Source organism: Streptomyces sp. NBC_01275 (assembly GCF_026340655.1).
Lineage (GTDB): Bacteria > Actinomycetota > Actinomycetes > Streptomycetales > Streptomycetaceae > Streptomyces.
Genome location: NZ_JAPEOZ010000001.1, coordinates 1,572,812 through 1,598,429, shown reverse-complemented (window position 1 = coordinate 1,598,429; position 25,618 = coordinate 1,572,812). Strand labels below are relative to the sequence as shown.

Here is a 25,618-nt window from a genome sequence, read left to right as displayed (position 1 = left end):
CTGCGCTGTCTTGGCTCGTCCTGGCGTGTCGGGGCTCGTCCTGGCCTGTCGTGCCTGTCTGGGCTGGTGGCGGCCCGGCTCAGCCCTGCTCGGACAGCAGGCGGTCGGCGATCTCCTCGATGCGCTCCCGCAGCCCCTCCTGGCTCTTGCCGCCGTCGAGGCGCTCGCCTCCGATGACGTACGTCGGAGTGCCGGTGACGCCGATCGCCTTGCCCTCGGCCTGGTCGGCGTCCACGATCAGGATGTGCCGGCCGTCGATCAGGGCCGTGTCGAACTCCTCGGCGTCCAGCCCGAGTTCGCCGGCCACCTCGACCAGGAAGGGTTCCCCCTTACGGTCCAGCTCCTCGACCCGCCCCAGCACGGCCTCCACGTACGCCCAGCCCTGCCCCTGCTCCAGGGCCTCCTCGGCGGCCTGTGCGGCGGCGAAGGAGTGCCGGTGCTTCTCCAGCGGGAAGTGCCGCAGCCGCAACTCCAGCCGGTCGCCGTAGCGCTCGCGCAGCGCGCGCAGGTCGTCGAGCGCGCCACGGCAGTCCGAGCACTGCAGCTCGCACCAGACGTCGAGGACGACGGCGGCGGGGCGGGCAGGGGCGGCTGCGGATGCGGCTGCGGATGTGGCGGCGGACGTCGAGGCGGGGGAGGAAGCCGGGGAGGAGTCGCTCATGGGCTCAGTCTTCCAGCCCTGGTCCGGCTACCCCAATCCGGACCGCTCTGCGCTCACCTGCGCGCTCACCTCTGCACTCACCGAACGGCTTCGGCTTGTCCCGGCCGGCACCTGCGGAGGAGCCGACCCGGAGATGTCCCTGATGTCCGGCCGGAGCATGGCTTGTGAGCGGTGTGGAGGTGCAGGATGGAAGGAACGAAGCGCCGCCCTGACGAATGACCCGCGTGGAGGACCGGATGATTGCCGAGACCGTCTGTTCCGCTGTTGCCGCGGCCGGCCTGGGCATCGCGGTGGTCACGGCCTACCGCAAACGCTTCCTGGCCGCCGCCCGCATCGCGGCCTATGCCCTGGTGCCCCTGGGCCTCGTGATGACCGGGATCGTCGAGTGGGCGGCCGACACCGCCTTCAGCCCCACCGCCTGGGCGGGCTTCGCCGTCCTGGGCGGGGCCTGGGCCCTGTTCGCGAGCACGCGCGCCCTGGAGCGCCGCCGCGGCGTCGGCACCCGCAAGGAGCGCAGAGCGGCCGCCCGCTCCGCGCAGACCGACGCGATCGCCCCGGCCGCCTCGGCGCCGTCCCTCGGCCAGTCGGCCCGCCCGACGGCTCGTCCCGCCGCCGCACCCCGCGCCCAGGGCGGTTCCGACGACTTCAGCGACATCGAGGCCATCCTGAAGAAGCACGGCATATGAAGGGCCGAACCGCACGGGAAGCGGCGCTGCACCCGCGTCGGCCCTGCACAGAGCGCCGACCTCGCTGATGACCCTGTAGCTGACCTTGTGGCCGACCCCGCGGTGGAAACGACACAGTCGGCCCGTCCGCGCGCGGAAACGATCACGGCCTGCACCGACGCCACGGAATCCGGCGCACTCCCGCTCAAACCGAGCGTGTTGATCGCGCGGGGGGCGCGGTCTACGTCATCATCGCCCGCGAGATGCTGGACACGACACAGAGCGACGCCGCGCCGCCGCAGGACGAGCCGCGCGGGTGCCTCTTCGCCCTTTCCCAGCCACCGCTGATGATCTTTCTGGCGGTGATCGGGTGTCTTCTGCTCATGGCTTCGCTGCATGACCTGCTGCTGCTGTGAGCCGTACCCGCGGTCCCCGGCGCCACCCGCCGGGGCCGCGTCGGCATCGAGGGGCGGCGGGCGGCAGCGACTGCGCGGGCTGCTTGTGAAGGCGTCAGCGATCCATGGCGGGCCGCCCACTGCGGTCTCCTCGGTCGGCAGCCTCCTCGGCCTGCGCTCTCCTCGGCCCGCCGCCGACCCCTGTCCTGCTGTTTCCTCAGCCCGCCGCAGCCCGGGGCTGCTCAGCCCGCCGCTTCCTTGCGGCGCGCGCGGTAGGCGGCGACGTGGAGGCGGTTGCCGCAGGTGCGGCTGTCGCAGTAGCGGCGGGAGCGGTTGCGGGAGAGGTCGACGAAGGCGCGCCGGCAGTCCGGGGCCTCGCAGCGCCGCAGCCGCTCCTGCTCCCCGGCGACCACGAAGAACGCCAGCGCCATCCCGCAGTCGGCCGCCAGGTGGTCCGCGATGGAGGCGCCGGGCGCGAAGTAGTGCACATGCCAGTCGTAGCCGTCGTGATCGGTGAGCTGCGGTGTGGTGCCGGCGGCGGCCACCAGCTCGTTGATCAGCCTGGCCGCGCCGCGGGCGTCCGACGCCGCGAAGACGCCTGCGAACCGGCCACGGATCTTGCGCACGGCGGACAGGTCGAACTCGGAGAGCACGCCGACGTCGCTGATCTCGTGCTTTCGCACGAAATCCGCGAGGGCGGCGACATCCGTCAGCGTGTCCGGCGTCGTGTCGTCCTCCGGGGCGGTGTTCACCAGATCCACCACGGCATCGAGCGCACACCGGGTGTCGTGGGTGATCAGCACGTTTCGCTCCCTGGCCTGGGGGTCGGGCGGACGCCCGCCGATGCTGGCCGATGGTAGCCGCCCCGGGCCGTCAGGCCACGGTCAGTCGATGCGGGGACGGCGGGGGAGACCCGGCCGTACGTCTCGTGGGCTCCGCCCGCCTCACCCGTACCCCACGCCCCGTATGCCCGGCACGCACGCCGACGCCGCCCCACGGATGACCGTGGCGCGGCGTCGGCGCATACCGTATGCGGTTGTCTCAGCCCGAGCCGTCTCCCCGAGTGGACGGCGCCGGGCAGCTCGGTGTGAGCTCCGCCCTAGCTTTCCGCCAGGATGTGCGAGAGCTCTTGGTCGAGATCGAAATGCCGGTGTTCCGTGCCCGGGGGCACGGCTGCGTCCGTTCGCTTCAGGAAGGACTCCAGAGCCCGCGCAGGGGCCTCGAGCAGGGCCTCGCCCTCAGGAGAGCTCAGGGCGATGCAGACGACGCCCTGACCGTGACTGCGCGACGGCCAGACACGGACGTCGCCGGTGCCCGTGGGCCGATGCAGGCCCTCCGCGAGGAGATCACGGGCGAACACCCACTCGACGGTTTCCTCGGCTCCGGTGTGGAAGGTGGCGTGCACGGCGTAGGGGTCGGCCGTGTCGTACCGCAGGCCTGCGGGGACAGGCAGGGAGGACTCGCTCGACACAACGAGGCGCAGGTGCAGCTCGCAGCTGACCGTGGTGTTCATAAGCGCCAGGGCCTTTCGCTCAGTGTGCGCTCGGGGATTCGCACGTCGGCGAAATCGACATGCCACCTACGGTGCCGTTGTAAACCCCTCTGAGTGTTTTGCGTGTCTTTACGTAACTCTTCCGGCCGAGGGTGCGTTCGAGAAGTGCCACCATTCCGGTGACTGGAATCTCTCGGGTAGGGTCTGGGTGTATGAATACGGGGAGTGACGAGCCCGGCGAGGTCACCATGACGGCGGACGGGGCGAAGGCGGACGGAGCGGCGCAGGAGCCGCCCGGGCAGGGGCTCGGCTCCAAGGCGCCGGAATTCGTCAAGGCGCGCCGCATGCTCCACCTGAGCTGGCAGGTCGGCGTCTTCGTGCTCGGCCTGGCCGTGGTGGTCGCCGGCGTCATCATGCTGCCGCTGCCCGGACCCGGCTGGGTCGTGATCTTCGGCGGCATGGCGATCTGGGCGACCGAGTTCGTCTGGGCCCAGCTGGTGCTGCGCTGGACCAAGCGCAAGGTCACCGAGGCCGCCCAGCGCGCCCTCGACCCGAGGGTCAGGCGTCGCAACATCACCCTGACCGCGATCGGCCTCGTGATCATCGCGGCCCTCGTGGGGGTCTACCTGTGGAAGTTCGGCTTCGAGATGCCCTGGAAGATCAAGGACCAGTGAGCCGCGCCGGGGGTGCGGGGGCCGGCCGGTCCTGGTCACAGGCACCCCCTGACATGGGGTAATGTTCTTCCTGCGTCCGGGCGATTAGCTCAGTGGAAGAGCGCTTCGTTCACACCGAAGAGGTCACTGGTTCGAACCCAGTATCGCCCACCCCGAAACGGCGGCCCGTCTGCGAAAGTGCAGACGGGCCGCCGTCGTTCGTGCCGCCCGCCGCCGACTCGATCGCCGGCCGCCTCCCACCCCGGGCCCTGCTACCAGTCCCCGCCGGTCCCCGCCCGCCCGCACCAGGTGGCACCGAGTGCACCGCCCGACCTCACGCCTCCCCGGCCCCACCCCGTGACCCCCGCGGCCTCACACGCCTCCGGCGTCCGTGGCCCGCGCCACAGGCCCCGCCTGCACCGAGTGGCACCGCGCGACCTGGAGTCTCCCCGGCCCCACCCCGTGACCCCCGCGGCCTCACACGCCTCCGGCGTCCGTGGCCCGCGCCACAGGCCCCGCCTGCACCGAGTGGCACCGCGCGACCTGGAGTCTCCCCGGCCCCACCCCGTGACCCCCGCGGCCTCACACGCCTCCGGCGTCCGTGGCCCGCGCCACAGGCCCCGCCTGCACCGAGTGGCACCGCGCGACCAGGAGTCTCCCCAGACCCACCCCGTGACCCCCACGCGCCCCGGCATCCCCGGCCCCGGCATCCCCCGCCCACGCCACACGCCCAATCGGCCGCACCCGGCGGCACCCTGTGGCTCCACGGCTCCACGCGCCCCTGCCTGCGCTCCACGCCCACGCCTGCACCGCAGCCCCGCACCCGGTGGCATCCCCTAGCTCTACGTGTCTCACGCGCCCCCGCGTCCACGCCCGTGCACCCCCGCCGCCCCTCCACGCCCCACACCTACCCCTCAGCCCCCATCCACCCCCAATCGACGCCCCCAACTCCCACCCCGCACACCCCCAGTCGACGCCCACCCCGCACGCCCCCGCCCACCCCACACCTCACCCGACCCGTCACCCCAAGCCCCGCCCCACCCGTCGCCCAACACTCGCCCAACACTCATTCACCCCTCACCCAACACCCGCCCACCCAGGCGGATTTCAGCCGCTCCGCACATCCCCTCACCCCCGACCATCCGTTCGAGACGCCGAACAAGCCCCCCTCACCAGCGACTTCGCACCCTCTCCCGCCCCGAGTCGCCCCCAAACCCCCCGCTCGCCGCAGAGCCGCCTCACAAGAAATTCCTGTCCGAATCATTGACGCTCCCTCAACCCCCTCGTACCTTGTGCCAGCAAGCGCTTTCTTGAAACGATTCATGTAAGCGGCAACGACGCTGCGGGGAGGGTCCGACTGTGGGGACCAGCAGGAATGTTGAGAGGCGAACGATCCTGAAGGCGGCCGGAGCTTCCGCGGCCACGCTCGGGCTGGCCGCGACCACGGGATGCGGAGGCGACAGCGGTTCCGGGAACGGGACGGTGACGATCCGTTACGCCTGGTGGGGTGCCGAGGAGCGCGCGAAGAAGATCAATCAGACCATCGCGCTCTTCGAGAAGAAGTATCCGAAGATCAAGGTGAAGACCGACTTTCAGGACTATGTCGCTTTCTGGGAGAAGTTCCAGACGCAGGCGGCCGGCGGAAATCCACCGGACGTATTCCAGAACGCCGTCGCTTATCTTCGGAAGTACGACAAGAGAGGCATTCTCCTCGACCTCAAGTCCCAGGTGGACGCGGGTAATCTGAGCCTGGACGACTTCCGGGCCGGCGTCACCAAGGTCGGCGAGGTCGACGGCAAGCAACTGGGCGTCCCGGTCGGCTCCAACACCATGGCGCTGGTCATCGACAAGAAGGCCTTCGAGAAGGCGGGCGTCGAGGCGACCCCCGGCTGGACCTGGGACGACTACTTCAAGGCCCTCAAGACGATCCATGACAAGACGAAGGTCCCCGGGGACACGGGCTACTTCAGCATCATGTACCTGTACGACCTGTATCTCCGTCAGAACGGAAAGGCGTTCTTCACCAAGGACGGACTCGGCTTCGACAAGGCCGATCTGACGGAGTGGTGGCAGGACGGCTACAACCTCACCAAGGCCGGGGTCATCACCGACCCGAAGACCGTCGCCCAGGACCGCCCCAAGTCCTCCCTCTCGGCGGGGCACGCGGCGGCGGAGTTCACCTGGGACAACTTCACCGTCCGCTACACGGCGGAGGGCGACAGCACCTACGGTCTCGCCCCGATCCCCACCACGGACGGCAAGGACACCGGCCAGTACCTCGCCTCCCTGATGCTCAGCGCCTCGGCGCGCACCTCGCACCCCAAGGAAGTCGCCCAGTTCATCGACTTCATGGTCCACGACCCCGAGGTCGGCAAGATCATGGGCTACGACCGGGGCATCCTCGCCACCACCGAGCAGTACGAGGCGTTCAAGCCGACCGACGCGGTCGCCAAGGAGATCGCCCAGTACGAGGTCGACACCGCCAAGGCCGGCCTCCTCGGCACGATCACCCCGCACCCGTCCGGCGCCGACACCGTCGAGGCCGCGTTCCTGCGCATCGCCGGCGACATGAGCCTCGGCAAGCTCAAGGTCTCCGACGCGGTGAAGCAGCTCTTCGACGAGTCCGAGGCCGCTTTCCAGGCCTGACGCCCCGATGGGGAACCACCTGACGCCCGATGGGGAACCGACTGTGACGCTCGTCAAGGAATCTCCGCCCGCCGCCCGGAAGGCCCGCTCCGCCGCCCCCGCCGCCGACAAGCGGCGGGGGCGGCGGGAGAACCTCGCCGGCTATCTCTTCATGTCCCCGTGGATCGCGGGCTTCCTGCTCCTGACCGCGGGCCCCATGGCCGCCTCGCTCTACTTCGCCTTCACCGACTACAACCTCTTCAACAGCCCGAAGTGGATCGGCTTCGGCAACTTCACGAAGATGTTCGACGATCCACGCTGGCAGAAGTCGGTCGAGGTGACGGCGAAGTACGTCGTCATCGGCACGCCCCTGAAGCTGCTGCTCGCGCTCGGCGTGGCCCTGCTGCTCGCCCAGAGCCGGCGCGGACAGGCCTTCTACCGGGCCGCCTTCTACGCCCCCTCGCTCATCGGCGCGAGCGTCTCCGTCGCCTTCGTCTGGCGGTCCCTCTTCTCCGACGACGCCGTCGTCGACCGTACGCTGTCGGTATTCGGCGTCCATGTCGGCGGCTGGGTCGGCAACCCCGACTGGATCCTGTACTGCCTGGTCGCGCTCACCGTCTGGCAGTTCGGCGCGCCGATGGTCATCTTCCTGGCCGGCCTCAAGCAGGTGCCCAGGGAGCTGTACGAGGCCGCCGCGATGGACGGCGCCGGGCCACTGCGCCGGTTCTGGAGCATCACGCTTCCGATGATCTCCCCGGTGCTCTTCTTCAACGTGCTGCTGGAGACCATCCACTCCTTCCAGATCTTCGGCTCGGCCTACGTCGTCTCCAACACCTACTGCGGCCCGGCCGACGCCACGCTCGTCTACACCTGCTACCTGTACCAGCAGGGCTTCAAGAACGCCCAGATGGGCTTCGCCTCCGCGATGGCCTGGATGCTGCTGCTGGCCGTGGCCCTGGTGACGGCCGTCCTCTTCTGGTCGCAGAAGAAGTGGGTGCACTACGAGAACGCGGAGGACACCCGATGAGCGCCGCCACCACGCCGACCACCGCGTCCGCCGGCCCACCCGCCGAGCGACCCACCGTGCACAGGTCGGCCGGCCTCGGCCGCAGGCGCGCCGGCTCACTCGTCTGGCACCTCGGCTCCCTGCTGGTCCTCGCCGTCGTGCTCTACCCGGTCCTGTGGGTCGTCGGGGCCTCGTTCAAGCCGAGCAAGAACATCATCAACAGCCTGGACCTGTTCCCGACCAGCCCCATCCTCGACAACTTCAAGGGCCTGGCCGACGGCATCGCCGACATCTCGATCTGGACGTTCTTCCAGAACTCCCTCTTCTACGCGCTGGGCTCCGTCGCCGGCATCCTCATCTCCTGCTCGCTGACCGCGTACGCCTTCGCCAAGATCAGGTTCGCCGGCCGGAACCTGCTGTTCTCGCTGATGATCGGCACGCTGCTGCTGCCGTACCACGTGCTGCTCATCCCGCAGTACGTGATGTTCCAGAAGCTGGAGCTCATCAACACCTATGTGCCGCTGCTCCTGGGCAAGTACCTGGCCACGGAGGCGTTCTTCGTCTTCCTCATGGTGCAGTTCATGCGCAACCTGCCCCGGGAGCTGGACGAGGCCGCCCGGATCGACGGGTGCGGGCATCTGAGGATCTACTGGTCGATCGTGCTGCCGCTGTGCCGGCCCGCGCTCATCACCAGCGCGATCTTCACCTTCATCAACGCCTGGAACGACTTCATGGGCCCGCTGATCTACCTCAACGAGCCCGGCAAGTACACCGTCTCGCTCGGCCTGACGATGTTCCGCGACTCCGACGGCGTCGCCGCCAACTACGGCGGGCTGATCGCCATGTCGCTGGTGGCGCTGCTGCCGGTGCTGCTGTTCTTCCTCGCCTTCCAGCGCTATCTCATCGACGGAATGGCGACCTCCGGACTGAAGGGCTGAGGCGGTTCCCCCATGGCCGAAGCACGCGTGAAAGCCCGTAGCCACAAGGAGCGCAAGGAGTCCGTCCTCGCCGAACGCTTCGGGGTGTTCGCCGAGTGTCTGCTCACGGGGGTGTGGATCGCGGTGGCCTCGCTCGGCGTGGTCACCTATCCGGCCGCCTTCGCCGCCGGGGCCCGGCATCTGCGCCGCCGTACGGCCCATGAGGCCGGCGGCCTACGGGAGTTCGTCGCCGACTTCCGGGCGGCCCTGCGCGGCGGGTGGCTCGCCGGGCTCGCCGGGTGGGCGGCGGCGGCCGCGGTCTGGGTGGACGTGCAGGCCGCGCGGGCCGGGATCCCCGGCGGGCCGTTCGTGGGGGCCGTAGGGCTGTTCGCGCTGATCGGGCTCGCGGTCGCCGGGCTGCGCGCGGCTGCGGTGTGGACGCCGGGGGAGTCCTGGCGCGCCCTGCTGGCGCGGGCGGGCCGCCGTACCGTGCTCGATCCGGCCGGATCGTTCCTGCTCACCGCCGGGCTGGCCGTGGTGGCCGTCTCCGGCTGGGTGATCGCGCCGCTGGCGGTCCCCGTGCTCGGGGCCGTCGTAGCGGCGGCGGTAGCCGTGGAGGAGCGGTACCGCAGCCGCTGAGCCGCGGTTCCTTCGTACCAGGTCGGCGCCCGGCGCCGCACCTCTCTCTGTCATGCCCCTGACCAGACGTTCTCCCGCATGGAAAGGCTGCAACTCATGTCTCCCATCCCCCGCAGGTCCCTTCTCAAGGCGGCGGCCGTCGCCGGAGCCGCCGCCCAGTTCAGCTGGGCGCTAGGGGCGAAGGACGCCGAGGCCGCGCCGAGAGCCGCGGCGGCGGACGCGGATCCGGTGACCCTGGACTGGCTGGAGGACGGCGGTCTCGGGGCCGCCCCCGGCTCCACCCTAGGCGTGCCCTGGCCGATGGGCGCCTTCCAGGACGACCAGACCTTCGCGCTCGCCGACGCCGACGGCAAGGACGTCCCCGTACAGTCCTGGCCGATCGCCTACTGGCCGGACGGGTCCCTCAAGTGGACCGCGCACGCGGTGAGTTCGGGCTCCGGCAAGCTCACCCTCGCCGCCGGCGCGCCCGCCGCCCCCGCCAAGAAGGTCACCGTCGACAAGAGCGGCGGCACCATCGACGTCTCGACCGGCGTCATCACCGCGAAGATCGGCAAGTCGGGCGCCACGCTCATCAAGTCGGTCACCCGAGGCTCCACCGAGATCGCCAGGAACGGCCGGCTGGTCCTGATCCGCCAGCCCGAGATCGAGGACGAGGACCAGGGCACGGTCAAGACCGAGCGCTTCGAGGGCGCCGTCGACGCCGTCGCCGTCGAGCAGGAGGGCCCGGTCCGCGCGGTCGTCCGCATCGACGGCAAACACCGCAAGGGCAGCCGCAGTTGGCTGCCCTTCTCCATCCGCCTCTACTTCTACGCGGGCGCCGACTCCTTCCGCATGGTGCACACCATCACCTACGACGGGAAGCAGGAACCGGGCAAGGCCAGCGGCGACTTCATCCGCGGCCTCGGCGTCCGCTTCACCGTCCCGATGCGCGACGCGTCCTACGACCGCCACATCCGCATCGGCGGCGAAGGCTCCGGCCTGCTGCGCGAGGCCGTCAAGGGCATCACCGGCCTGCGCCGCGACCCCGGCGCCGCCGTCCAGGCCGCCCAGTACGCGGGCCAGAAACTCCCCGACCCGGCCACCTGGGACCAGCGGGTCACCACCCGCCTCCAGTACATCCCCGAGTGGGGCGACTACACCCTCTCCCAGCTCTCCGCCGACGGCTTCACCCTCCGCAAACGCACCAAGAAGGGCTACGGCTGGATCGGCGCCGGCGGCGGCAAGCGGGCCTCCGGCTTCGGCTACGTCGGCGGCGTGAGCGGCGGATTCTCCTTCGGCCTGCGGGACTTCTGGGAGAAGCACCCCGCCCAGCTCGACGTCCGCGACGCGCACACCGACGAGGCCGAGGTCACCCTCTGGCTCTGGTCGCCCGAGGCCCAGCCCATGGACCTGCGCTTCTACCACGACGGCATGGGCCAGGACACCTTCCCCGAGCAGCTCGAGGGCCTCAACATCACCTACGAGGACTACGAGCCCGGCTTCGGCACCCCCTACGGAATCGCCCGTACCTCCGAACTCCTCTTCTGGGCCAACGAGTCCACGCCCACGCCCGAGAAGCTCGCCGAACAGGTCGAGGCCGTACGGGAGTTGCCGCAGCTCGTCGCCCCGCCCAAGCAGCTCATCAAGGCGAAGGTCTTCGGCCCCGGCCTCTACTCCGAGCCGGACCGCTCCACCCCCGCCAAGGCCAAGATCGAGGACCACCTCGACTTCCTCTTCACCTACTACAAGGACCAGGTGGAGCAACGCCGTTGGTACGGCTTCTGGGACTACGGCGACATCATGCACACCTACGACACCGTCCGGCACCAGTGGCGGTACGACATCGGCGGCTACGCCTGGGACAACTCCGAGCTCTCGCCGGACCTCTGGCTCTGGTACGCGTACATACGGTCCGGCCGGTCCGACATCTTCCGCTTCGCCGAGGCGATGACCCGGCACACCGGCGAGGTCGACGTCTACCACCTCGGCCAGTGGGCGGGCCTGGGCACCCGGCACGGTGTGCAGCACTACGCCGACAGCGCCAAGCAGCAGCGCATCGCCAACACCACCTACCGCCGCTACTACTACTTCCTCACCGCCGACGAACGCGTCGGCGACCTCATGCACGCCAACGTCGACTCCGACGAGACGTTCCTCGCCCTGGACCCGCTGCGCAAGATCCGCACCGAGCCGTACACGCCCGACCGGCACGCCCTGTCGATCGGCTTCGGCACCGACTGGAGCGGCCTGGTGTCGGCGTGGCTGACCGAGTGGGAGCGCAAGGGCCCCAAGTGGGAGAAGGCCAAGGCACGCGTCCTGTCCACCATGGAGACCATCGCCGCCCAGCCCAACGGCTTCGTGCAGGGCAGCGGCTTGTACGACCTCGACACCGGCAGGTTCGCGGTCGCCACGACCCCCGTCGTCGGCGTCTCGCACCTCTCCGCCGTCTTCGGCCTCAACGAGCTGTGCGCCGAGCTCATCCACCTGGTCGACATGCCGGCCTTCAACGAGGCCTACTTCGACTACTGCCGCTACTTCAACGCCACCAAGGCGGAACAGGCGGCGCGCTACGGCTCCAACTTCGGCACGTTGCTGCTCTTCCAGGGCCACTCCCGCCTGGACGCGTACGCCGCCGTCCAGACCGGGGACGCGACGCTCGCCAAGCGGGCGTGGACGAAGTTCTACAGCTCCGACGGCTACATGGAGTCCTCGCCCTGGAAGACGGAGCCGCTGAGCGGCCCCGCCACCCTCGTCGCGGGCAGCGAGGCCGCCTGGGTGTCCACCAACGACACCGCCCTCTACGGCCTCGCCGCCATCGAGAACCTGGCACTCCTGGGCGACAAGATGCCGTAGCCGGCGGCTAGTTCATCCGCCCCAGGACCTCCCGCACCCGTCGGACGTCCCGCAGTCGCTGCTCGTACGTCGCGCCGACGGCGAGCAGCAGCAGTCCGGCGAGGGCGGGAGGAACCCAGCGGGGGAGCGCGTCGGCCATCTGGACGAGATACGGGGAGAGTTCGCGCACCCCGTCCAGGACGAGCACCGAGCCGCCCAGCACGAGGGGCGCCTGGATCCGGTGCCGGCCGCCCAGCAGGGTGAGCAGCAGGGCTGCCGTGCCGAGCAGCAGCGGACGGGTCCAGCCCGTCCCGCCCCAGGCGGCGGCGAGGCTCGGCAGCAGCGTGGCGGCGAGCCCGGGACCGTACGCCGTCCAGGACGACGTCTCGGGGGCGCGGCGCCGGCGCAGGGCTCCGACCAGCAGCGCCGGAACGGTCACCGGCAGCGTGTAGGCCTCGGGCACGGTGACGCCCCAGGACGCCAGCCGGACCCAGGCGGCCAGCGCGAAGAGGGCGGCGGCCGCGTAGCCGACGGGTCGGCGGTCGGGGCGTACGGCGGTGCCCGCGGCGATCACCGCGCACAGGGACAGCACCAGGGCGAGCAGCGGCGGGTCGAAGACCGCGAGGCCGACGGCGACCAGGCCGGCCACGGCTCCCGTCGTCTCGACCGCGACCGTCGTGGCCGAGTCGTCGATCCGCGGCGCGATCAGGGCCGCGGCCACCGGGATCGCCAGCACCAGCAGTGCGATCTGCTCCGGCCGCCAGCCGGCGGAGGCGCCCACCGCGCACGCCAGCGCCGTCGCGTATCCGAGGGAGGCGGCCGCGGACACCGGGGTGAGCCGCCCGCGCCGGGCGGCCACCGCGAACACGGCGGTCAGCGACGCGAGTACGGCCAGGGTCGCGTTCTCGGCGGCCAGGGAGAGGAGGCCGAGACTGACGGAGGTCGCCAGGGCGAGCCCGATCGCCGGCCGAGTCCCGAGCCCGAGGAGCGCCACGACGGCGATCCCGAGCACCGACAGGCCCATGCTGTACGGCAGTTCGAGCGCCGTGGGGAACACGATCACCGCCCCCCACGCCAAGGCGAGCGCATGCGGGCGCCACTGGGCGCCGCGCAGCACGAGGACTGCGGCGACCGCGGCGAGGACCAGCGGAGCGGTGGCCGAGTGCGGCGGCCAGAACGCGTCGACCGTCGCCGCCGTACGAGCGTCCTGCGGAGCCCCCGCCCACACCCGGCCCAGCCAGGCCGTCGGCCCGAGCAGCGTGACGCCCACGGCCGGCGCCGCCGACAGCACCGCACCGGCCTGCACGACGACGGAGGCCAGAGTGAGACCCCGGCGCACCGGCTCCGTGCCCCGCGCGGCGGGCAGCAGGGCGATTCCGCAGGCCAGACACGCGGGCACGACCCACTCGCCGGGCACCGACACGCGCAGGACACCGCCGACGCCGGCGACCGCGCACAGGGCGCCCGCCAGCGCCGTACCCGTTGCGAGCCCGGGCCGGGGGGTGAACCTCGCGGCGGCCAACGCGATGACCGCCGCGAGGAACAGGAGCGCCGCCGCACGGGCGGCGGCGCCCGGACCGGACGCGTCCAGGCAGAGCAGACCGGCCGCCAGCACGCCGTAGCCGCCCGCCCCGAACGCGCACACCACGGCGACGGGCCGCACGGACACCGCTCGCAGCGCGACCGCCGCGTCCGCCGCCGCCGTCAGCAGCACCCCGGCCGTGACCGCGTACGGCCCGCCGCCGGCCGCCACCACCCAGAGAGGCAGGGGGAGTTGGGCGATCAGCAGCCCGGCCGGGCGGGGCAGGCGAAGGCCGCCGAAGGCCGTGCCGTACGCCGTCCAGAGCGCGGCGAGAGCCGTCGCGCAGGTCGCCACGTACGTCGTGCTGTCCGCGGCCCGGAACGCCACCTCGTGCAGGGCGAACGCGTCCAGCGCCGTGAGCGCGAGGCCGAGGCCCGCGACCGACTCGGCGGTCGAGCGCAGCCCCCGCCGCAGCAGCGCCACCGGTGCGCCGAGCACGGCCAGCGTCACCGCGCCGAGCACCAGGGACCGGCCGACGATCCCCAGGTGCCCCCAGCTGACCAGCGTGAACACCATCGCCGCGACCGTGAGCAGGATGCCGCCGAGCAGGAGAAGAACGTTCTGCACGCCCGGTGCGGTGGCCTCCGGGCGGGGCGGTCCCACAGGCGCCGACGCGATCGGCCGTACCGGCTGCTGAAGCGCGGTCACCAGCCAGGCGCGGCGGGCCAGCAACTGGGCCCGGCGGGAGTCCAGTTGCCGCAGCTCGGTGTCGAGGAGCCGCAACTCCTCGACCGGAGGCGGAATATGCGTCATGCCTGGAGTGTGGGCCGCGTCACGTCGTACGGCATGAGCGCGCGTACTCAGAACGTACTCAAATGCCGTTCGCCGGGCCCCCGCGCGGGCACACTCGGCCCATGGACTGGACCCATTACCGCTTTCTCAGCCTGTGGGCCCTGCCCGCGCCGCCCGCCGTCGTGTACGCCGCGCTGGAGCGGGCCGAGGACTATCCGCTCTGGTGGCGGCAGCTGCGCGAAGTACACCGGATCGACGACACCACCGGCGCCGTCCGCATCCGTTCGCTCCTGCCCTACGACATGACCTTCACCGCACGGGCCGTACGGCGCGATCCGGCGGCCGGAGTGCTGGAGATCGCCGTGTCCGGCGACATCGTCGGCTGGGCGCGCTGGACCGTCACCCCCGACGACGGCGGCGGCACGCTCGCCCGTTACGAGCAGACCGTCGAGGTGAACAAGCCGCTGCTGCGCCGCTTCGCCGTGCCCGGGCGGCCGGTGTTCCGCGCCAACCACTGGCTGATGATGCGCGCCGGACGGCGCGGACTCGCGGCGTACCTCGAAGCGGTTTGAAGGAAGCGTGCGGGGACCTGTATGGTTCAGTGCGTTCCCGGGCGATTAGCTCAGTGGGAGAGCGCTTCGTTCACACCGAAGAGGTCACTGGTTCGAACCCAGTATCGCCCACCGGGAAGAGCCGGTCCGCAGTACGCGGACCGGCTTTCTTTGTGCACCGCTGCGGACAGTCCTTAGGCCGCGGCGGACAGCGCCGGGCGCAACGGCCACGACGTGTCCACCGTCTCCGGAGTGCCGCTGCGCGCGAACCACGCCTGGAGCCCCCGCGCCTGCGCCGCGTGCCACGCCGTCTGCAGCGCGTGCAGCTCCGCCGGGGACAACCGCTCCAGCCGCGCTGCGAACCGCCGCCCCAGCGCCCGCACGACCTCCAGCGAGGCCAGCGCGTCCGCCGCCGCGTCATGCGCGTCGGCCAGCGTCACGCCGTAGTGCCCGCACAGGTCGGTGAGCGTGCGCCGGCCCTTGCGGTAGCGGTCCAGATGCTTGTCCAGGACCCTCGGGTCCAGCACCCGCAGCGGCGCCGGCTCCAGCCAGTGGCCCAGCGACGACGCGCGGTGGCGACGCAGCTCACGGTCGAGCAGCGTCAGATCGAACGGCGCGTTCATCACCACCAACGGCCGTCCCGCGGCCGCCTGTTCGGCCAGCAGCTCGGCTATCTCGAACATCACCGGCGCCGGCCACCGGCCGTTGCGCTGCAGATGCTCCTCCGTCAGTCCGTGCACCGCCGTCGCCTCGGCGGGCACCGGCACGCCCGGGTTCACCAGCCAGCGGCTCACCCGCGGCCGGACGCCCGGCGCGTCCTGGACGACGAGAGCGGCCGACACGATCCGGTCGGCCTCCACGTCGACGCCCGTCGTCTCCGTGTCGAAAGCGGCCAGCGGCCCCTCGTACCAGTTCGCCATACCAACACAACCCCTCGTTCACCCACGGCAGCTGACGCCCCGTCTTCTGCCTGTTTGGTGATACCCGGGCTGTTTGCGCCGTACGCCGGAAGGACACAACAGGGGTACGGGTCTTTGCAGTTCAGAGCAGTTCAGGGCAGTTCGGAAGTGATTCGGAGCAGTTCGGAGCGGTTCAACGGCCCGACGCGGGAAATCATTCGACCCCGGCGCGGGATCGCACGGCCATCCGGCGCGGGGAACTCACCTGGCTTGGAAGGCTGTTGGTCATGGCGATAGCGCAGCCCGAGCGGGGCGGGCTGCTGCCCGAACGCACGGGCCCCCATCGCGGCACACTCGCCACCACCGCCTGCATGGAGACCCTGCAGGTGGGCTATCTGCACGCGGTCGCGGCGGCCGCGGGGTGCTCGCTGTCCCAGCCGTTCCCCGACAACGGCATCGACTGGCACGTCAGCCACAGCGCGCCCGGACACACGGTGGACGACGAGGTCACCATCAAGGTGCAGCTCAAGGCCACCTACCAGATCCCGCCCGGCCCACCGGGCCGCTCCTTCTCCTTCACCCTCGACAACGACCACCTGCGCAAACTCGCCCGCACCCCGGTGTCGGTGCACAAGATTCTCGTCGTGATGATCGTCCCCCGGTCGCAGGACCAGTGGCTGCGCGCCGGCCACGACCGCCTCGACCTGCGGCACTGCTGCTACTGGGTCAATCTCGCCGGCCACCCGATCACCGGGCGGACCCGGACCACCGTGCGGATACCGACCGCACGCATCTTCGACGACCGAGCGCTGTGCGAGATCATGACGCGGGTCGGGACGGGAGGCAGACCATGACCCACCGCCCCCTCGACGAACCCCTGCGAGCCGTACGCCCGCATCCCGAGCCCCACTGGGACCGCTCCCCGCAGCCCGGCGACGTCGACCCGGCCGTCCTCGGCGCCCTGCTGCGCCGCCACGGCTGGCAGCGGCGCGGCGGAGCCGTGGGACGCTACGGCCGCTGGACCCCGCCCGGACCGGGCGGCGGCGGAATGAGCCTGCTCGTCCCTGAGAGCCGCGCCTTCCCCGACAGCGACGACCTGCTCGGCGAGGCGCTCCTCGCCCTGGCCCGCAGCGGCACGCCCTCCGCCCGCGAGGTGCTGGTCGGGCTCGCCGTCCCCAGCGACGAGATCCGCTGGTGGCGCGACACCCCGGAGGGGCCCGCCGGGGCCACGCCCTGGACCGTCGAGGAACAGCTGCGCGGCGCCGCCCGCCAGATGCTCCTCGCCGGCGCGCTCGCCACCCGCGCCCGGGCCGGCTACTACGGCGCCCGCCACCGGCACGCGGCCACCGCGCTCCTCGACCACGTCCTCGTCGGCTCCGCGCCCGACGGCCGCCGGCTGACCGGCTTCGTGCCCGTCGACGCCGGCCGCCCCCTCGCCGTACGCCTCCACCAGGCCCTGTACGCGGTCCGCGAGGCCATCGACTACCAGCGGGCCACCGGCGGCATGGACGCCTTCGACGGCGCCGTCGAGGCCGGCGCCAGCCGCGAGCTCACCGAGGCGCTCATCGCCCTGGTCCGGGGCGCCGAGGGCGCCAGGATCGCCGTGCAGTGGTCGCCCGCGGCCGGGGTCCCCGAGGACTGCGCGGCGGGCCCCGAGCCCCTCGAGTTCTCGCCCGGCGACCTGCCCGTCCTGCGCGAGGCCGGCGCCCGCTATCTGCGCGAGGAACCCTCCGTGCCCGTGCGGATCACCGGCACCGTGGTCCGGATGCGCAGGTCGGGGCCGCGCGGCGAGGGCAGCGTACGGCTGCAGATCCTCGCCGGGGCCGAGATCCCGCACGTGCGGCTCACCCTCGACGAGGAGGACTACCGCGTCGCCGGACAGGCCCACCTGGTCGGACTGCCGGTGCGGGTGCAGGGGCGGCTGGAGAGCAGGGGAGGCTTCCGGCGGGTCACCGGGGCCTGCGGAGTCGTACCCGTGCAGGTCGACGACGCCGAACGGGACCGGCTGATGAAGTCGCTCCAGGAGACCGAGGAGATCAGGGCCTTCTTCGAGGAGGCCTGCGAAGGGGACTGATTTCGCGGTCGACGGGTGCGGGTCGGTACGATCGCCTCTTGCGCGCGCTCTCGGTATGGCGCCGCACCCCCTTCAGTCAGGAGAGACCGGTGTCAGACGTCCGTGTGATCATCCAACGCGATTCCGAGCGGGAAGAGCGCACGGTGACGACGGGCACTACGGCCGCCGACCTCTTCGCCGGCGAGCGCTCGATCATCGCCGCGCGCGTGGGCGGCGAGCTCAGGGACCTGTCGTACGTGCTCTCCGACGAGGAAGAGGTCGAGGGCGTCGAGATCTCCTCCGAGGACGGCCTCAACATCCTGCGCCACTCCACCGCGCACGTGATGGCCCAGGCCGTGCAGGAGATCTTCCCCGAGGCCAAGCTGGGCATCGGCCCGCCGGTCAAGGACGGCTTCTACTACGACTTCGACGTCGAGAAGCCGTTCACGCCCGAGGACCTCAAGGCCGTCGAGAAGAAGATGCAGGAGATCCAGAAGCGGGGCCAGCGCTTCGCCCGCCGCGTGGTCACCGACGAGGCGGCCCGCGAGGAGCTGGCCGACGAGCCGTACAAGCTGGAGCTCATCGGCCTCAAGGGCGCGGCCTCCACCGACGACGGCGCGGACGTCGAGGTCGGCGCCGGCGAGCTGACGATCTACGACAACCTGGACGCCAAGACCGGCGACCTGTGCTGGAAGGACCTCTGCCGCGGTCCCCACCTGCCCTCCACCCGCCTCATCCCGGCGTTCAAGCTGATGCGCAACGCGGCCGCCTACTGGCGCGGCAGCGAGAAGAACCCCATGCTCCAGCGCATCTACGGCACGGCCTGGCCCTCCAAGGAGGAGCTGAAGGCGCACCTCGACTTCCTCGCCGAGGCCGAGAAGCGCGACCACCGCAAGCTGGGCAGCGAGCTGGACCTCTTCTCCATCCCGGAGCAGATCGGCTCCGGCCTCGCCGTCTTCCACCCCAAGGGCGGCATCATCCGCCGCGTGATGGAGGACTACTCGCGCCGCCGGCACGAGGAGGAGGGCTACGAGTTCGTCTACACCCCGCACGCGACGAAGGGGAAGCTCTTCGAGACGTCCGGGCACCTGGACTGGTACGCCGACGGCATGTACCCGCCCATGCAGCTCGACGAGGGCGTGGACTACTACCTCAAGCCCATGAACTGCCCGATGCACAACCTGATCTTCGACGCGCGCGGCCGCTCCTACCGTGAACTGCCGCTGCGCCTCTTCGAGTTCGGGACCGTGTACCGGTACGAGAAGTCCGGCGTCGTGCACGGCCTGACCCGTGCGCGCGGCTTCACGCAGGACGACGCGCACATCTACTGCACCCGCGAGCAGATGTCGGAGGAGCTCGACAAGACGCTCACCTTCGTCCTCGGCCTGCTGCGGGACTACGGCCTCAACGACTTCTACCTCGAGCTGTCCACCAAGGACCCGGAGAAGTTCGTCGGCTCCGACGAGGTCTGGGAGGAGGCGACCGAGACGCTGCGCGAGGTCGCCGAGAAGCAGGGCCTGCCCCTCGTTCCCGACCCGGGCGGCGCCGCCTTCTACGGGCCGAAGATCTCCGTCCAGACCAAGGACGCCATCGGCCGCACCTGGCAGATGTCGACCATCCAGCTCGACTTCAACCTGCCCGAGCGCTTCGACCTGGAGTACACGGGCCCCGACGGCTCCAAGCAGCGTCCGGTCATGATCCACCGCGCGCTGTTCGGCTCCATCGAGCGGTTCTTCGCGGTGCTCCTGGAGCACTACGCGGGCGCGTTCCCGGCGTGGCTGGCCCCGGTCCAGGCGCTCGGCATCCCGATCGGCGACGGGCACGTGGAGTACCTGGAGAAGTTCGCCGCGGCCGCCAAGAAGCAGGGGCTGCGGGTCGAGGTCGACTCGTCCTCCGACCGGATGCAGAAGAAGATCCGCAACGCCCAGAAGCAGAAGGTGCCCTTCATGGTCATCGCGGGCGACGAGGACATGTCGAACGGCTCGGTGTCCTTCCGCTACCGCGACGGCTCGCAGGAGAACGGCATCCCGTTCGACGAGGCCATCGCGAAGATCGCGAAGGTCGTGGAGGAGCGGACGCAGGTCTGACGCCGTGAGGTGACGGCCCCCGGGGACTGGCTTCCCCGGGGGCCGTCCCCGTTCTAGGCGTCTCCCGACTCGTCCTTCAGCGAGAACACCTGGATCAGCCAGGACGAGAACGAGCCGGTGACCGCGCCCAGCAGGGCCAGCCCGCACGCCATCAGGCCGGTCGCGATGAACCTGCCCATCGAGGTGACCGGGACGACATCGCCGTAGCCGACCGTGGAGAGCGTGGAGCAGGCCCACCAGACCGCGTCCCCGAAGGTGTGCATGGTGGTGCCCGGCGCATCGCGTTCCTGGGCGTAGACGGCGAGCGCGCCGGCGAAGCCCAGCAGAGCCGTCGACACCCCCGCGTACGTGATCACGCGCGCGTGCAGCGACAGCCGGGGCTGTCCGTGCCGGCGCTGTACGGCCTCGTAGAGCCGCACGATCCGCAGCGGGCGCAGCAGGGGCAGGAGCACGACCAGGCTGTCCAGCCAGTGAGTGCGGACGAAGCGCAGCCGCTGTCCGCTGAGCCGCCAGCGCACCGCGTAGTCGACGATGAACAGCGCCCAGGCGGTGAAGATCACCGTCAGGCACAGGTCGTGCCAGAAGGGCGGGAGACCGGGGGCGAGGACGTGGAGGGCGTAGCCGGCGAGGAACGCCAGCGAGGCGAGTGCGAGCGGGAGCTCGGTGCGCTGTTCCCAGCGGGCCTGGGGGCTGTCTGCGTCCATCGCCCCAGCTTGGCCCGGAGGGCTTTTCGCACAACCCGGCGACACGTCGCGAACGGGCGAAGCCATATGCTGCCTTGCATGACGAGTGAGCCGGAGCAGCAGATCGGAGTGGGGACGCAGGACGCGTTCCAGCGCCTGTGGACGCCCCACCGGATGGCCTACATCCAGGGTGAGAACAAGCCGACCGGCCCGGGGGCCGACGACGGCTGCCCGTTCTGCTCGATCCCGGCGAAATCCGACGAGGACGGCCTGGTGGTCCGGCGCGGGGAGCATGTGTACGCGGTGCTGAACCTGTACCCGTACAACGGCGGCCACCTGATGACCGTCCCGTACCGGCATGTGGCCGACTACACGGACCTGACCGGGCCGGAGACCGCCGAGCTGGCCGAGCTGACCAAGCAGGCGATGACGGCGCTGCGCACCGCGTCCGGCGCGCAGGGCTTCAACATCGGCATGAACCAGGGCACGGTGGCGGGCGCGGGCATCGCCGCCCATCTCCACCAGCACATCGTGCCCCGCTGGGGCGGGGACACCAACTTCATGCCGGTGGTGGGCCACACGCGCGTGCTGCCGCAGCTGCTGGCGGACACGCGGAAGATGCTGGCGGAGGCCTGGCCCACGGCTTCCTAGGGGCGGGGCGCCCCTCGGCCCGTCCGGCGTTCGAGGACGAGGCACTTGAGGGGCCGAAGGGGGTCTGGGGGCGCAGCCCCCAGCCTCGCCCGCCCGACCCGCACACTTCCCGGCCGACCGCCGCAGGCTCACGCGTCGTAGGTGTCCGCCTTGCGCGGGGACAGGTCCTGTACCGCGCCGCTGAGGATCGACGACCGTGAGGTGAACTTCTCGGTGTCCACGTCGTGCTCCTTGAGCACCCGGAGCGCGGCGGTGTGGACCACCCTCAGCACGGGCGTGGCCGCGCGCAGCGCGTCGTCGGCCATGAAGCGGTGGCGCCAGGGCTGGTCGGCCCAGGAGTGCCGCAGGCCGAACGGCTCGGGCAGGCCTATGGAGCCGCCGAGCCAGTTCAGCAGCGGCGGGTACCAGCTCAGGGTGGCGCGCGCGGCCAGTCGTACCACCTCGTCGGCGGTGACCAGCGGCAGGTTGATCTTGCGGGTCTCCCAGAACCGGACGGTCTTGGCGACCTCCTTGGTCGGGGCCTCGGGCTTGGTGGTGAACAGGCCGTTGACGGGGCCCAGGGCGTGTCCGGTGACCTCGATGCGCAGCGTCTCGTGCAGCACGGTCACGGTGATCAGCATGGTGATGATCAACTGGCCGTCCCACAGCGGCCACTGGACGCCCAGGTAGTGCCGGTCGCCGCTGCCGAACTGCTGGTTGTTGCAGATGTCCTCTATGGCCCTGGGCTTGACCTGGTAGGCCTCGACGTCGGTGCCCTCCGGCCGGGCCACCGCCTTGGCGTTCTCGCCGACGGGCGTGACGATCCAGTGGCGTACGGCGGGGGCGGGGAAGCCGCCGGTCTTCAGGCTCTGCCGGTGCAGCAGGTTGAGCTGGTCGTGGATGGACCGGACGACCGTCCAGCTGCGGAACTCGTGGACGCCCTTGACGGGGTCGAGCGGGGTGAGCTCCTCGGCGAGATGCCAGGCGCCCCAGCGGGTGCCCATGCCGAGGATGCCCTTGGGGCCGGCGTAGAAGACGGAGTTGGACTGCTGTTCGGCGCTGAGCCGGGCCAGGGACTGGCGCAGCTGCTCGGCCGCGGTCTGGTTGGGGCTGGTGGGCACCGCCTCGGGGACCTTCGCGCCGACGCTGCTGCCGGACAGCAGGCTGTCCCAGCGCTCGCGCAGGTCCTTCGCCGTGCCCTCGCAGATCCGCTTGGCCAGGAACCAGCCGGCCACGGGGGCGATGACCGCACCGCGCGCGTACCACCCCAGGAGCCCGGTGAACGGCATGCGGATCAGGAAGATCACGGCGAGGCCGCCCACGACGACCAGCAGGACGGTGCCGAGTCCGGAGACCCGCTTGTTGTCCAGCTTCCCCGCGGTGGCCCGGAGCTGGAAGACCAGCAGCCAGACCAGCAGGCCGGGCAGGAAGAGCACGCCGCACAGCAGCATGATGCCGGTGAGCTTCTGGTCGCGTTCCCGGCGGATGCGGTTGGCCGCGAGGCAGTGCTCTACGACGACCTGCGGCTCGCTGCCGAAGGACTGGATGAGCGGTTTGCGGCCGACGCCGAGCATGCGGTCGATCACCGCCTGGGAGAACGCCTCGCCGAGGTTGGGGCGGAAGATCTTGGCCCACGGCCGGCCCGTGTTGACGGCTGTCTGGTGCCACTCGTTGTCGGCCTGCTTGATCTCCTCGACCGGGCTGTCCCGGTAGGCGGCCGAGGCCAGCGCGAACGTGGGCGTCTGCCCCGCGTCGCCCGACCGCGGCACCTGCGGTCCGAAGATGTCCGCGTAACCGCTGTCAACGGTCATTCCCGCCCCCGATCGCCGCTGCTCTCGCTTCTGCGGCTTTCCCGACTTCCGTGCTCCGCACACCTGTTGATCAGGTCATCAGGGTATCCGCAGGCGCCGACATCCGTCGGCGGACGGCCGAAGCCGCCCGCCGATCCGGAGGGAAACCTTCCTCATGGGTCCCCTTGAGGCCCCACGGGTCTCTCAGGGGCCCGTGGGTCTCTGAGTCCCCATGCGGCACTTGAGAGTGTCCTGGTGCCAACCCCTAGCCGTCCTCCGTCTGTTGGCGGACCTTCTCGGCGACCTGGGCCGGCATCGGCTCGTGCCGGGCGTACGCGCGCTGGAAGCGGGCCGTGCCGTGCGAGAGGGAGCGCAGGTCGACCGCGTACCGGCCGATCTCGATCTCGGGCACCTCGGCCCGTACGAGCGTACGGCCGCCGGCTGTCTGCTCGGTGCCCAGCACCCGGCCGCGCCGGCCCGACAGGTCGCTCATCACGGCGCCCACGTAGTCGTCGCCGACCAGCACGGTCACCTCGGCCACCGGCTCCAGCAGATGGATGGTCGCCTCGGCCGCGGCCTCCCGCAGGGCGAGCGCGCCGGCCGTCTGGAACGCGGCGTCGGAGGAGTCCACGGAGTGCGCCTTGCCGTCGAGCAGCGTGACGCGGACGTCGATCAGCGGATGGCCGGCGGCCAGGCCCCTGGCCGCCTGAGCCCGTACGCCCTTCTCGACGGACGGGATGAACTGGCGCGGCACCGCGCCGCCGACGACCTTGTCCACGAACTCGATGCCAGAACCGCCCGGCAGCGGCTCGACCTCGATCTCGCAGATCGCGAACTGCCCGTGTCCGCCGGACTGCTTCACATGCCGCCCGCGCCCGCCGGACCTGCCGCCGAACGTCTCCCGTAGGGAGACCCTGTGCGGGACGACGTCGACCTGGACGCCGTAGCGGGAGCGCAGCCGTTCCAGGGCGACGTCCGCATGGGCCTCGCCCAGACACCACAGCACCACCTGGTGGGTGTCCTGGTTCTGCTCCAGGCGCATCGTCGGGTCCTCGGCCACCAGCCGGCCCAGGCCCTGCGAGAGCTTGTCCTCGTCCGCCTTGCTGTGCGCCTGGATGGCCAGCGGCAGCAGCGGGTCGGGCATCTGCCAGGGCTCCATCAGGAGCGGGTCGTCCTTGGCGGAGAGCGTGTCCCCGGTCTCCGCACGGCCCAGCTTCGCCACGCACGCGAGGTCGCCCGCGATGCAGTGCGACAGGGCCCGCTGCTGTTTGCCGAAGGGCGCGGACAGGGCGCCCACGCGCTCGTCGACATCGTGGTCCTCGTGGCCGCGGTCGGCGAGGCCGTGCCCGGAGACGTGGACGGTCCTGTCGGGGCGAAGGGTGCCGGAGAAGACGCGGACGAGCGAGACCCGGCCGACGTAGGGGTCGGAGGAGGTCTTCACGACCTCCGCTACCAGCGGCCCGTCCGGATCGCAGGCTGTGAGGTCGCGGGCCCGTCCGTCGACCGTCGTCACCCGCGGCGCCTCGCGCTCCAGGGGCGTCGGGAAGCCCCTGGTGACCAGTTCGAGCAGCTCGACCGTGCCCAGACCCTGCCGGGCGCCGTCGGCCGCGGGGGCGGCCGCCAGGACGGGGAAGAAGGCGCCGCGCGCGACGGCCCGCTCCAGGTCCTCGATCAGCGTCTTGACGTCGATCTGCTCGCCGCCGAGATAGCGGTCCATGAGGGTCTCGTCCTCGCTCTCGGCGATGATCCCCTCGATCAGCCGGTTGCGGGCCTCCTCCAGGTCCGGCAGCTGCTCCTCGCCGGGCTCGGACTCCTCGCGCTCGCCGGAGGAGTAGTCGAACAGCTTCCGCGACAGCAGTCCGGTCAGCCCCGTCACGGGCGCGTGCCCGTCGGGCCCCTGCGGGCCGTGCAGCGGAAGGTAGAGCGGGAGGACCGCGTCGGGGTCGTCGCCGCCGAACGCCTGCGCGCACGTCCGCGTCATCTCCTCGAAGTCCACGCGCGCGGCCTCCAGGTGTGTGACGACGATCGCGCGCGGCATGCCGACGGCCGCGCACTCCTCCCACACCATGCGGGTCGAGCCGTCCACGCCGTCCGAGGCCGAGACCACGAAGAGGGCCGCGTCCGCGGCGCGCAGACCGGCCCTGAGCTCCCCGACGAAGTCGGCGTATCCGGGGGTGTCGAGAAGGTTGACCTTGATGCCGTCCCATTCGACCGGCACCAGGGAGAGCTGCACCGAGCGCTGCTGCCGGTGCTCGATCTCGTCGTAGTCGGAGACGGTGCCGCCGTCCTCCACGCGGCCCGCCCGGTTCACCGCTCCCGCGGTCAGCGCGAGAGCCTCGACCAATGTCGTCTTGCCCGATCCGCAGTGGCCGACCAGCACCACATTCCGTACGGACGCGGGGTGGTCGGCCGCTGTAGCCCTGCCGGCGGCTCCGGGGTGTGCATGTGCCTTGTCGCCCATTTTCCTTGCCTCCCGTGCACGGTGAGGTCACTGGGGGCGCGGGCACGGCGGCCCCGCGTGCGATGGCGGCTCCGGCGACGCCCGCGGTCCTTCGAGCTTTCCACTCCCGTCACCGCGCGTCCATACGGCGGACGGCGGCAGGCGACGACGGACGACGGCAGCAGAGGCCGACGGGACGACGACGGACGACGGGAGCAGGGGCCGACGAGACGACGACGGACGACGGCAGCAGAGGCCGACGAGACGACGACAAGCGACGGCAGCGGAGGCCGACGGGACGGCCGCG

General features: G+C 71.2%; 21 protein-coding genes and 2 tRNA genes. 15 read left to right on the top strand and 8 right to left on the bottom strand.

Going from position 1 to position 25,618, the window contains the following annotated elements:
- Positions 1 to 79: 79 nt before the first annotated feature.
- A complete protein-coding gene (locus tag OG562_RS06745; RefSeq protein ID WP_266394773.1) occupies positions 80 to 661 on the bottom strand; it encodes a DsbA family protein in 582 nt (193 codons plus the stop codon).
- Between the two features lie 236 nt (positions 662 to 897).
- Here OG562_RS06745 and OG562_RS06740 point away from each other — a divergent pair, with 236 nt between their 5' ends.
- Entirely contained in the window at positions 898 to 1,347 is a 450-nt protein-coding gene (locus OG562_RS06740) for a hypothetical protein (RefSeq protein WP_266394771.1), read from the top strand.
- Between the two features lie 242 nt (positions 1,348 to 1,589).
- Positions 1,590 to 1,742: a hypothetical protein gene (locus OG562_RS06735; protein WP_020128804.1), complete on the top strand. Its 153-nt coding sequence runs from the start codon at positions 1,590 to 1,592 to the stop codon at positions 1,740 to 1,742.
- 221 nt (positions 1,743 to 1,963) lie between these two features.
- Here OG562_RS06735 and OG562_RS06730 read toward each other — a convergent pair whose 3' ends face one another.
- Both OG562_RS06730 and OG562_RS06725 read right to left on the bottom strand, forming a co-directional pair.
- The gene (locus tag OG562_RS06730) at positions 1,964 to 2,524 is read right to left on the bottom strand and encodes a CGNR zinc finger domain-containing protein (protein WP_266394770.1); all 561 of its coding nucleotides are present in this window, start codon (positions 2,522 to 2,524) and stop codon (positions 1,964 to 1,966) included.
- Positions 2,525 to 2,820: 296 nt separating this feature from the next.
- Complete coding sequence (locus OG562_RS06725; RefSeq protein ID WP_004002642.1) at positions 2,821 to 3,234, bottom strand: SsgA family sporulation/cell division regulator; 414 nt, start codon at positions 3,232 to 3,234, stop codon at positions 2,821 to 2,823.
- A 191-nt stretch (positions 3,235 to 3,425) separates the two neighbouring features.
- Here OG562_RS06725 and OG562_RS06720 point away from each other — a divergent pair, with 191 nt between their 5' ends.
- From OG562_RS06720 to OG562_RS06690, 7 genes are all read left to right on the top strand, one after another.
- The gene (locus OG562_RS06720) at positions 3,426 to 3,887 is read left to right on the top strand and encodes a TIGR02611 family protein (RefSeq protein WP_266394768.1); all 462 of its coding nucleotides are present in this window, start codon (positions 3,426 to 3,428) and stop codon (positions 3,885 to 3,887) included.
- Positions 3,888 to 3,965: 78 nt separating this feature from the next.
- Positions 3,966 to 4,037: transfer RNA gene (locus OG562_RS06715), tRNA-Val, on the top strand.
- 1,188 nt (positions 4,038 to 5,225) lie between these two features.
- Positions 5,226 to 6,512, top strand: a complete 1,287-nt coding sequence (locus tag OG562_RS06710; protein ID WP_266394767.1) for an ABC transporter substrate-binding protein — start codon at positions 5,226 to 5,228, stop codon at positions 6,510 to 6,512.
- Between the two features lie 43 nt (positions 6,513 to 6,555).
- Positions 6,556 to 7,518 carry a carbohydrate ABC transporter permease gene (locus tag OG562_RS06705; RefSeq protein ID WP_266394766.1) on the top strand — a complete coding sequence of 321 codons (963 nt, stop codon included), beginning with the start codon at positions 6,556 to 6,558 and terminating at the stop codon, positions 7,516 to 7,518.
- Positions 7,515 to 8,435 carry a carbohydrate ABC transporter permease gene (locus tag OG562_RS06700; RefSeq protein ID WP_266394765.1) on the top strand — a complete coding sequence of 307 codons (921 nt, stop codon included), beginning with the start codon at positions 7,515 to 7,517 and terminating at the stop codon, positions 8,433 to 8,435. Before OG562_RS06705 ends, OG562_RS06700 begins: the two co-directional genes overlap by 4 nt.
- 12 nt (positions 8,436 to 8,447) lie before the next feature.
- Entirely contained in the window at positions 8,448 to 9,053 is a 606-nt protein-coding gene (locus tag OG562_RS06695; protein ID WP_266394764.1) for a hypothetical protein, read from the top strand.
- Between the two features lie 96 nt (positions 9,054 to 9,149).
- Positions 9,150 to 11,885 carry a Tat pathway signal sequence domain protein gene (locus OG562_RS06690; protein ID WP_266394762.1) on the top strand — a complete coding sequence of 912 codons (2,736 nt, stop codon included), beginning with the start codon at positions 9,150 to 9,152 and terminating at the stop codon, positions 11,883 to 11,885.
- Positions 11,886 to 11,892: 7 nt separating this feature from the next.
- On the opposite strand, the gene OG562_RS06685 is transcribed toward OG562_RS06690, so the two are convergent.
- On the bottom strand, positions 11,893 to 14,199 hold the full coding sequence (locus OG562_RS06685; protein ID WP_266394761.1) for an SCO7613 C-terminal domain-containing membrane protein: 2,307 nt from the start codon (positions 14,197 to 14,199) through the stop codon (positions 11,893 to 11,895).
- A gap of 101 nt (positions 14,200 to 14,300) precedes the next feature.
- Here OG562_RS06685 and OG562_RS06680 point away from each other — a divergent pair, with 101 nt between their 5' ends.
- Together OG562_RS06680 and OG562_RS06675 are read left to right on the top strand one after the other, a co-directional pair.
- Positions 14,301 to 14,750, top strand: a complete 450-nt coding sequence (locus tag OG562_RS06680; RefSeq protein ID WP_266394759.1) for an SRPBCC family protein — start codon at positions 14,301 to 14,303, stop codon at positions 14,748 to 14,750.
- Between the two features lie 39 nt (positions 14,751 to 14,789).
- Positions 14,790 to 14,861: transfer RNA gene (locus OG562_RS06675), tRNA-Val, on the top strand.
- Positions 14,862 to 14,923: 62 nt separating this feature from the next.
- On the opposite strand, the gene OG562_RS06670 is transcribed toward OG562_RS06675, so the two are convergent.
- On the bottom strand, positions 14,924 to 15,649 hold the full coding sequence (locus tag OG562_RS06670) for a 3'-5' exonuclease (RefSeq protein WP_266394757.1): 726 nt from the start codon (positions 15,647 to 15,649) through the stop codon (positions 14,924 to 14,926).
- Positions 15,650 to 15,915: 266 nt separating this feature from the next.
- Between OG562_RS06670 and OG562_RS06665 the strand changes: the two genes are divergently transcribed.
- From OG562_RS06665 to thrS, 3 genes are all read left to right on the top strand, one after another.
- Positions 15,916 to 16,482 carry a DUF4365 domain-containing protein gene (locus OG562_RS06665; protein WP_266394756.1) on the top strand — a complete coding sequence of 189 codons (567 nt, stop codon included), beginning with the start codon at positions 15,916 to 15,918 and terminating at the stop codon, positions 16,480 to 16,482.
- Positions 16,479 to 17,702 (top strand): hypothetical protein, encoded by a 1,224-nt coding sequence (locus tag OG562_RS06660; RefSeq protein WP_266394754.1) that lies wholly within the window; start codon positions 16,479 to 16,481, stop codon positions 17,700 to 17,702. Before OG562_RS06665 ends, OG562_RS06660 begins: the two co-directional genes overlap by 4 nt.
- Before the next feature lie 89 nt (positions 17,703 to 17,791).
- Positions 17,792 to 19,768 (top strand): threonine--tRNA ligase, encoded by a 1,977-nt coding sequence (thrS, locus tag OG562_RS06655; RefSeq protein WP_266394753.1) that lies wholly within the window; start codon positions 17,792 to 17,794, stop codon positions 19,766 to 19,768.
- A gap of 53 nt (positions 19,769 to 19,821) precedes the next feature.
- On the opposite strand, the gene OG562_RS06650 is transcribed toward thrS, so the two are convergent.
- Entirely contained in the window at positions 19,822 to 20,472 is a 651-nt protein-coding gene (locus tag OG562_RS06650) for a potassium channel family protein (RefSeq protein ID WP_266394751.1), read from the bottom strand.
- Positions 20,473 to 20,538: 66 nt separating this feature from the next.
- Between OG562_RS06650 and OG562_RS06645 the strand changes: the two genes are divergently transcribed.
- Entirely contained in the window at positions 20,539 to 21,102 is a 564-nt protein-coding gene (locus tag OG562_RS06645; protein WP_266394750.1) for an HIT domain-containing protein, read from the top strand.
- A gap of 128 nt (positions 21,103 to 21,230) precedes the next feature.
- On the opposite strand, the gene OG562_RS06640 is transcribed toward OG562_RS06645, so the two are convergent.
- Positions 21,231 to 22,892: a hypothetical protein gene (locus tag OG562_RS06640; RefSeq protein ID WP_266394749.1), complete on the bottom strand. Its 1,662-nt coding sequence runs from the start codon at positions 22,890 to 22,892 to the stop codon at positions 21,231 to 21,233.
- Positions 22,893 to 23,136: 244 nt separating this feature from the next.
- A complete protein-coding gene (locus OG562_RS06635) occupies positions 23,137 to 25,332 on the bottom strand; it encodes an elongation factor G-like protein EF-G2 (protein WP_266394748.1) in 2,196 nt (731 codons plus the stop codon).
- Between the last annotated feature and the right edge of the window lie 286 nt (positions 25,333 to 25,618).

Bases quoted from the DNA above. Each gene is read 5' to 3' on its own strand.
- OG562_RS06745 (WP_266394773.1), bottom strand. From the start codon at position 661: ATGAGCGACTCCTCCCCGGCTTCCTCCCCCGCCTCGACGTCCGCCGCC.
- OG562_RS06740 (WP_266394771.1), top strand. From the start codon at position 898: ATGATTGCCGAGACCGTCTGTTCCGCTGTTGCCGCGGCCGGCCTGGGC.
- OG562_RS06735 (WP_020128804.1), top strand. From the start codon at position 1,590: ATGCTGGACACGACACAGAGCGACGCCGCGCCGCCGCAGGACGAGCCG.
- OG562_RS06725 (WP_004002642.1), bottom strand. From the start codon at position 3,234: ATGAACACCACGGTCAGCTGCGAGCTGCACCTGCGCCTCGTTGTGTCG.
- OG562_RS06720 (WP_266394768.1), top strand. From the start codon at position 3,426: ATGAATACGGGGAGTGACGAGCCCGGCGAGGTCACCATGACGGCGGAC.
- OG562_RS06700 (WP_266394765.1), top strand. From the start codon at position 7,515: ATGAGCGCCGCCACCACGCCGACCACCGCGTCCGCCGGCCCACCCGCC.
- OG562_RS06695 (WP_266394764.1), top strand. From the start codon at position 8,448: ATGGCCGAAGCACGCGTGAAAGCCCGTAGCCACAAGGAGCGCAAGGAG.
- OG562_RS06690 (WP_266394762.1), top strand. From the start codon at position 9,150: ATGTCTCCCATCCCCCGCAGGTCCCTTCTCAAGGCGGCGGCCGTCGCC.
- OG562_RS06685 (WP_266394761.1), bottom strand. From the start codon at position 14,199: ATGACGCATATTCCGCCTCCGGTCGAGGAGTTGCGGCTCCTCGACACC.
- OG562_RS06680 (WP_266394759.1), top strand. From the start codon at position 14,301: ATGGACTGGACCCATTACCGCTTTCTCAGCCTGTGGGCCCTGCCCGCG.
- OG562_RS06670 (WP_266394757.1), bottom strand. From the start codon at position 15,649: ATGGCGAACTGGTACGAGGGGCCGCTGGCCGCTTTCGACACGGAGACG.
- OG562_RS06665 (WP_266394756.1), top strand. From the start codon at position 15,916: ATGGCGATAGCGCAGCCCGAGCGGGGCGGGCTGCTGCCCGAACGCACG.
- OG562_RS06660 (WP_266394754.1), top strand. From the start codon at position 16,479: ATGACCCACCGCCCCCTCGACGAACCCCTGCGAGCCGTACGCCCGCAT.
- OG562_RS06650 (WP_266394751.1), bottom strand. From the start codon at position 20,472: ATGGACGCAGACAGCCCCCAGGCCCGCTGGGAACAGCGCACCGAGCTC.
- OG562_RS06645 (WP_266394750.1), top strand. From the start codon at position 20,539: ATGCTGCCTTGCATGACGAGTGAGCCGGAGCAGCAGATCGGAGTGGGG.
- OG562_RS06640 (WP_266394749.1), bottom strand. From the start codon at position 22,892: ATGACCGTTGACAGCGGTTACGCGGACATCTTCGGACCGCAGGTGCCG.
- OG562_RS06635 (WP_266394748.1), bottom strand. From the start codon at position 25,332: ATGGGCGACAAGGCACATGCACACCCCGGAGCCGCCGGCAGGGCTACA.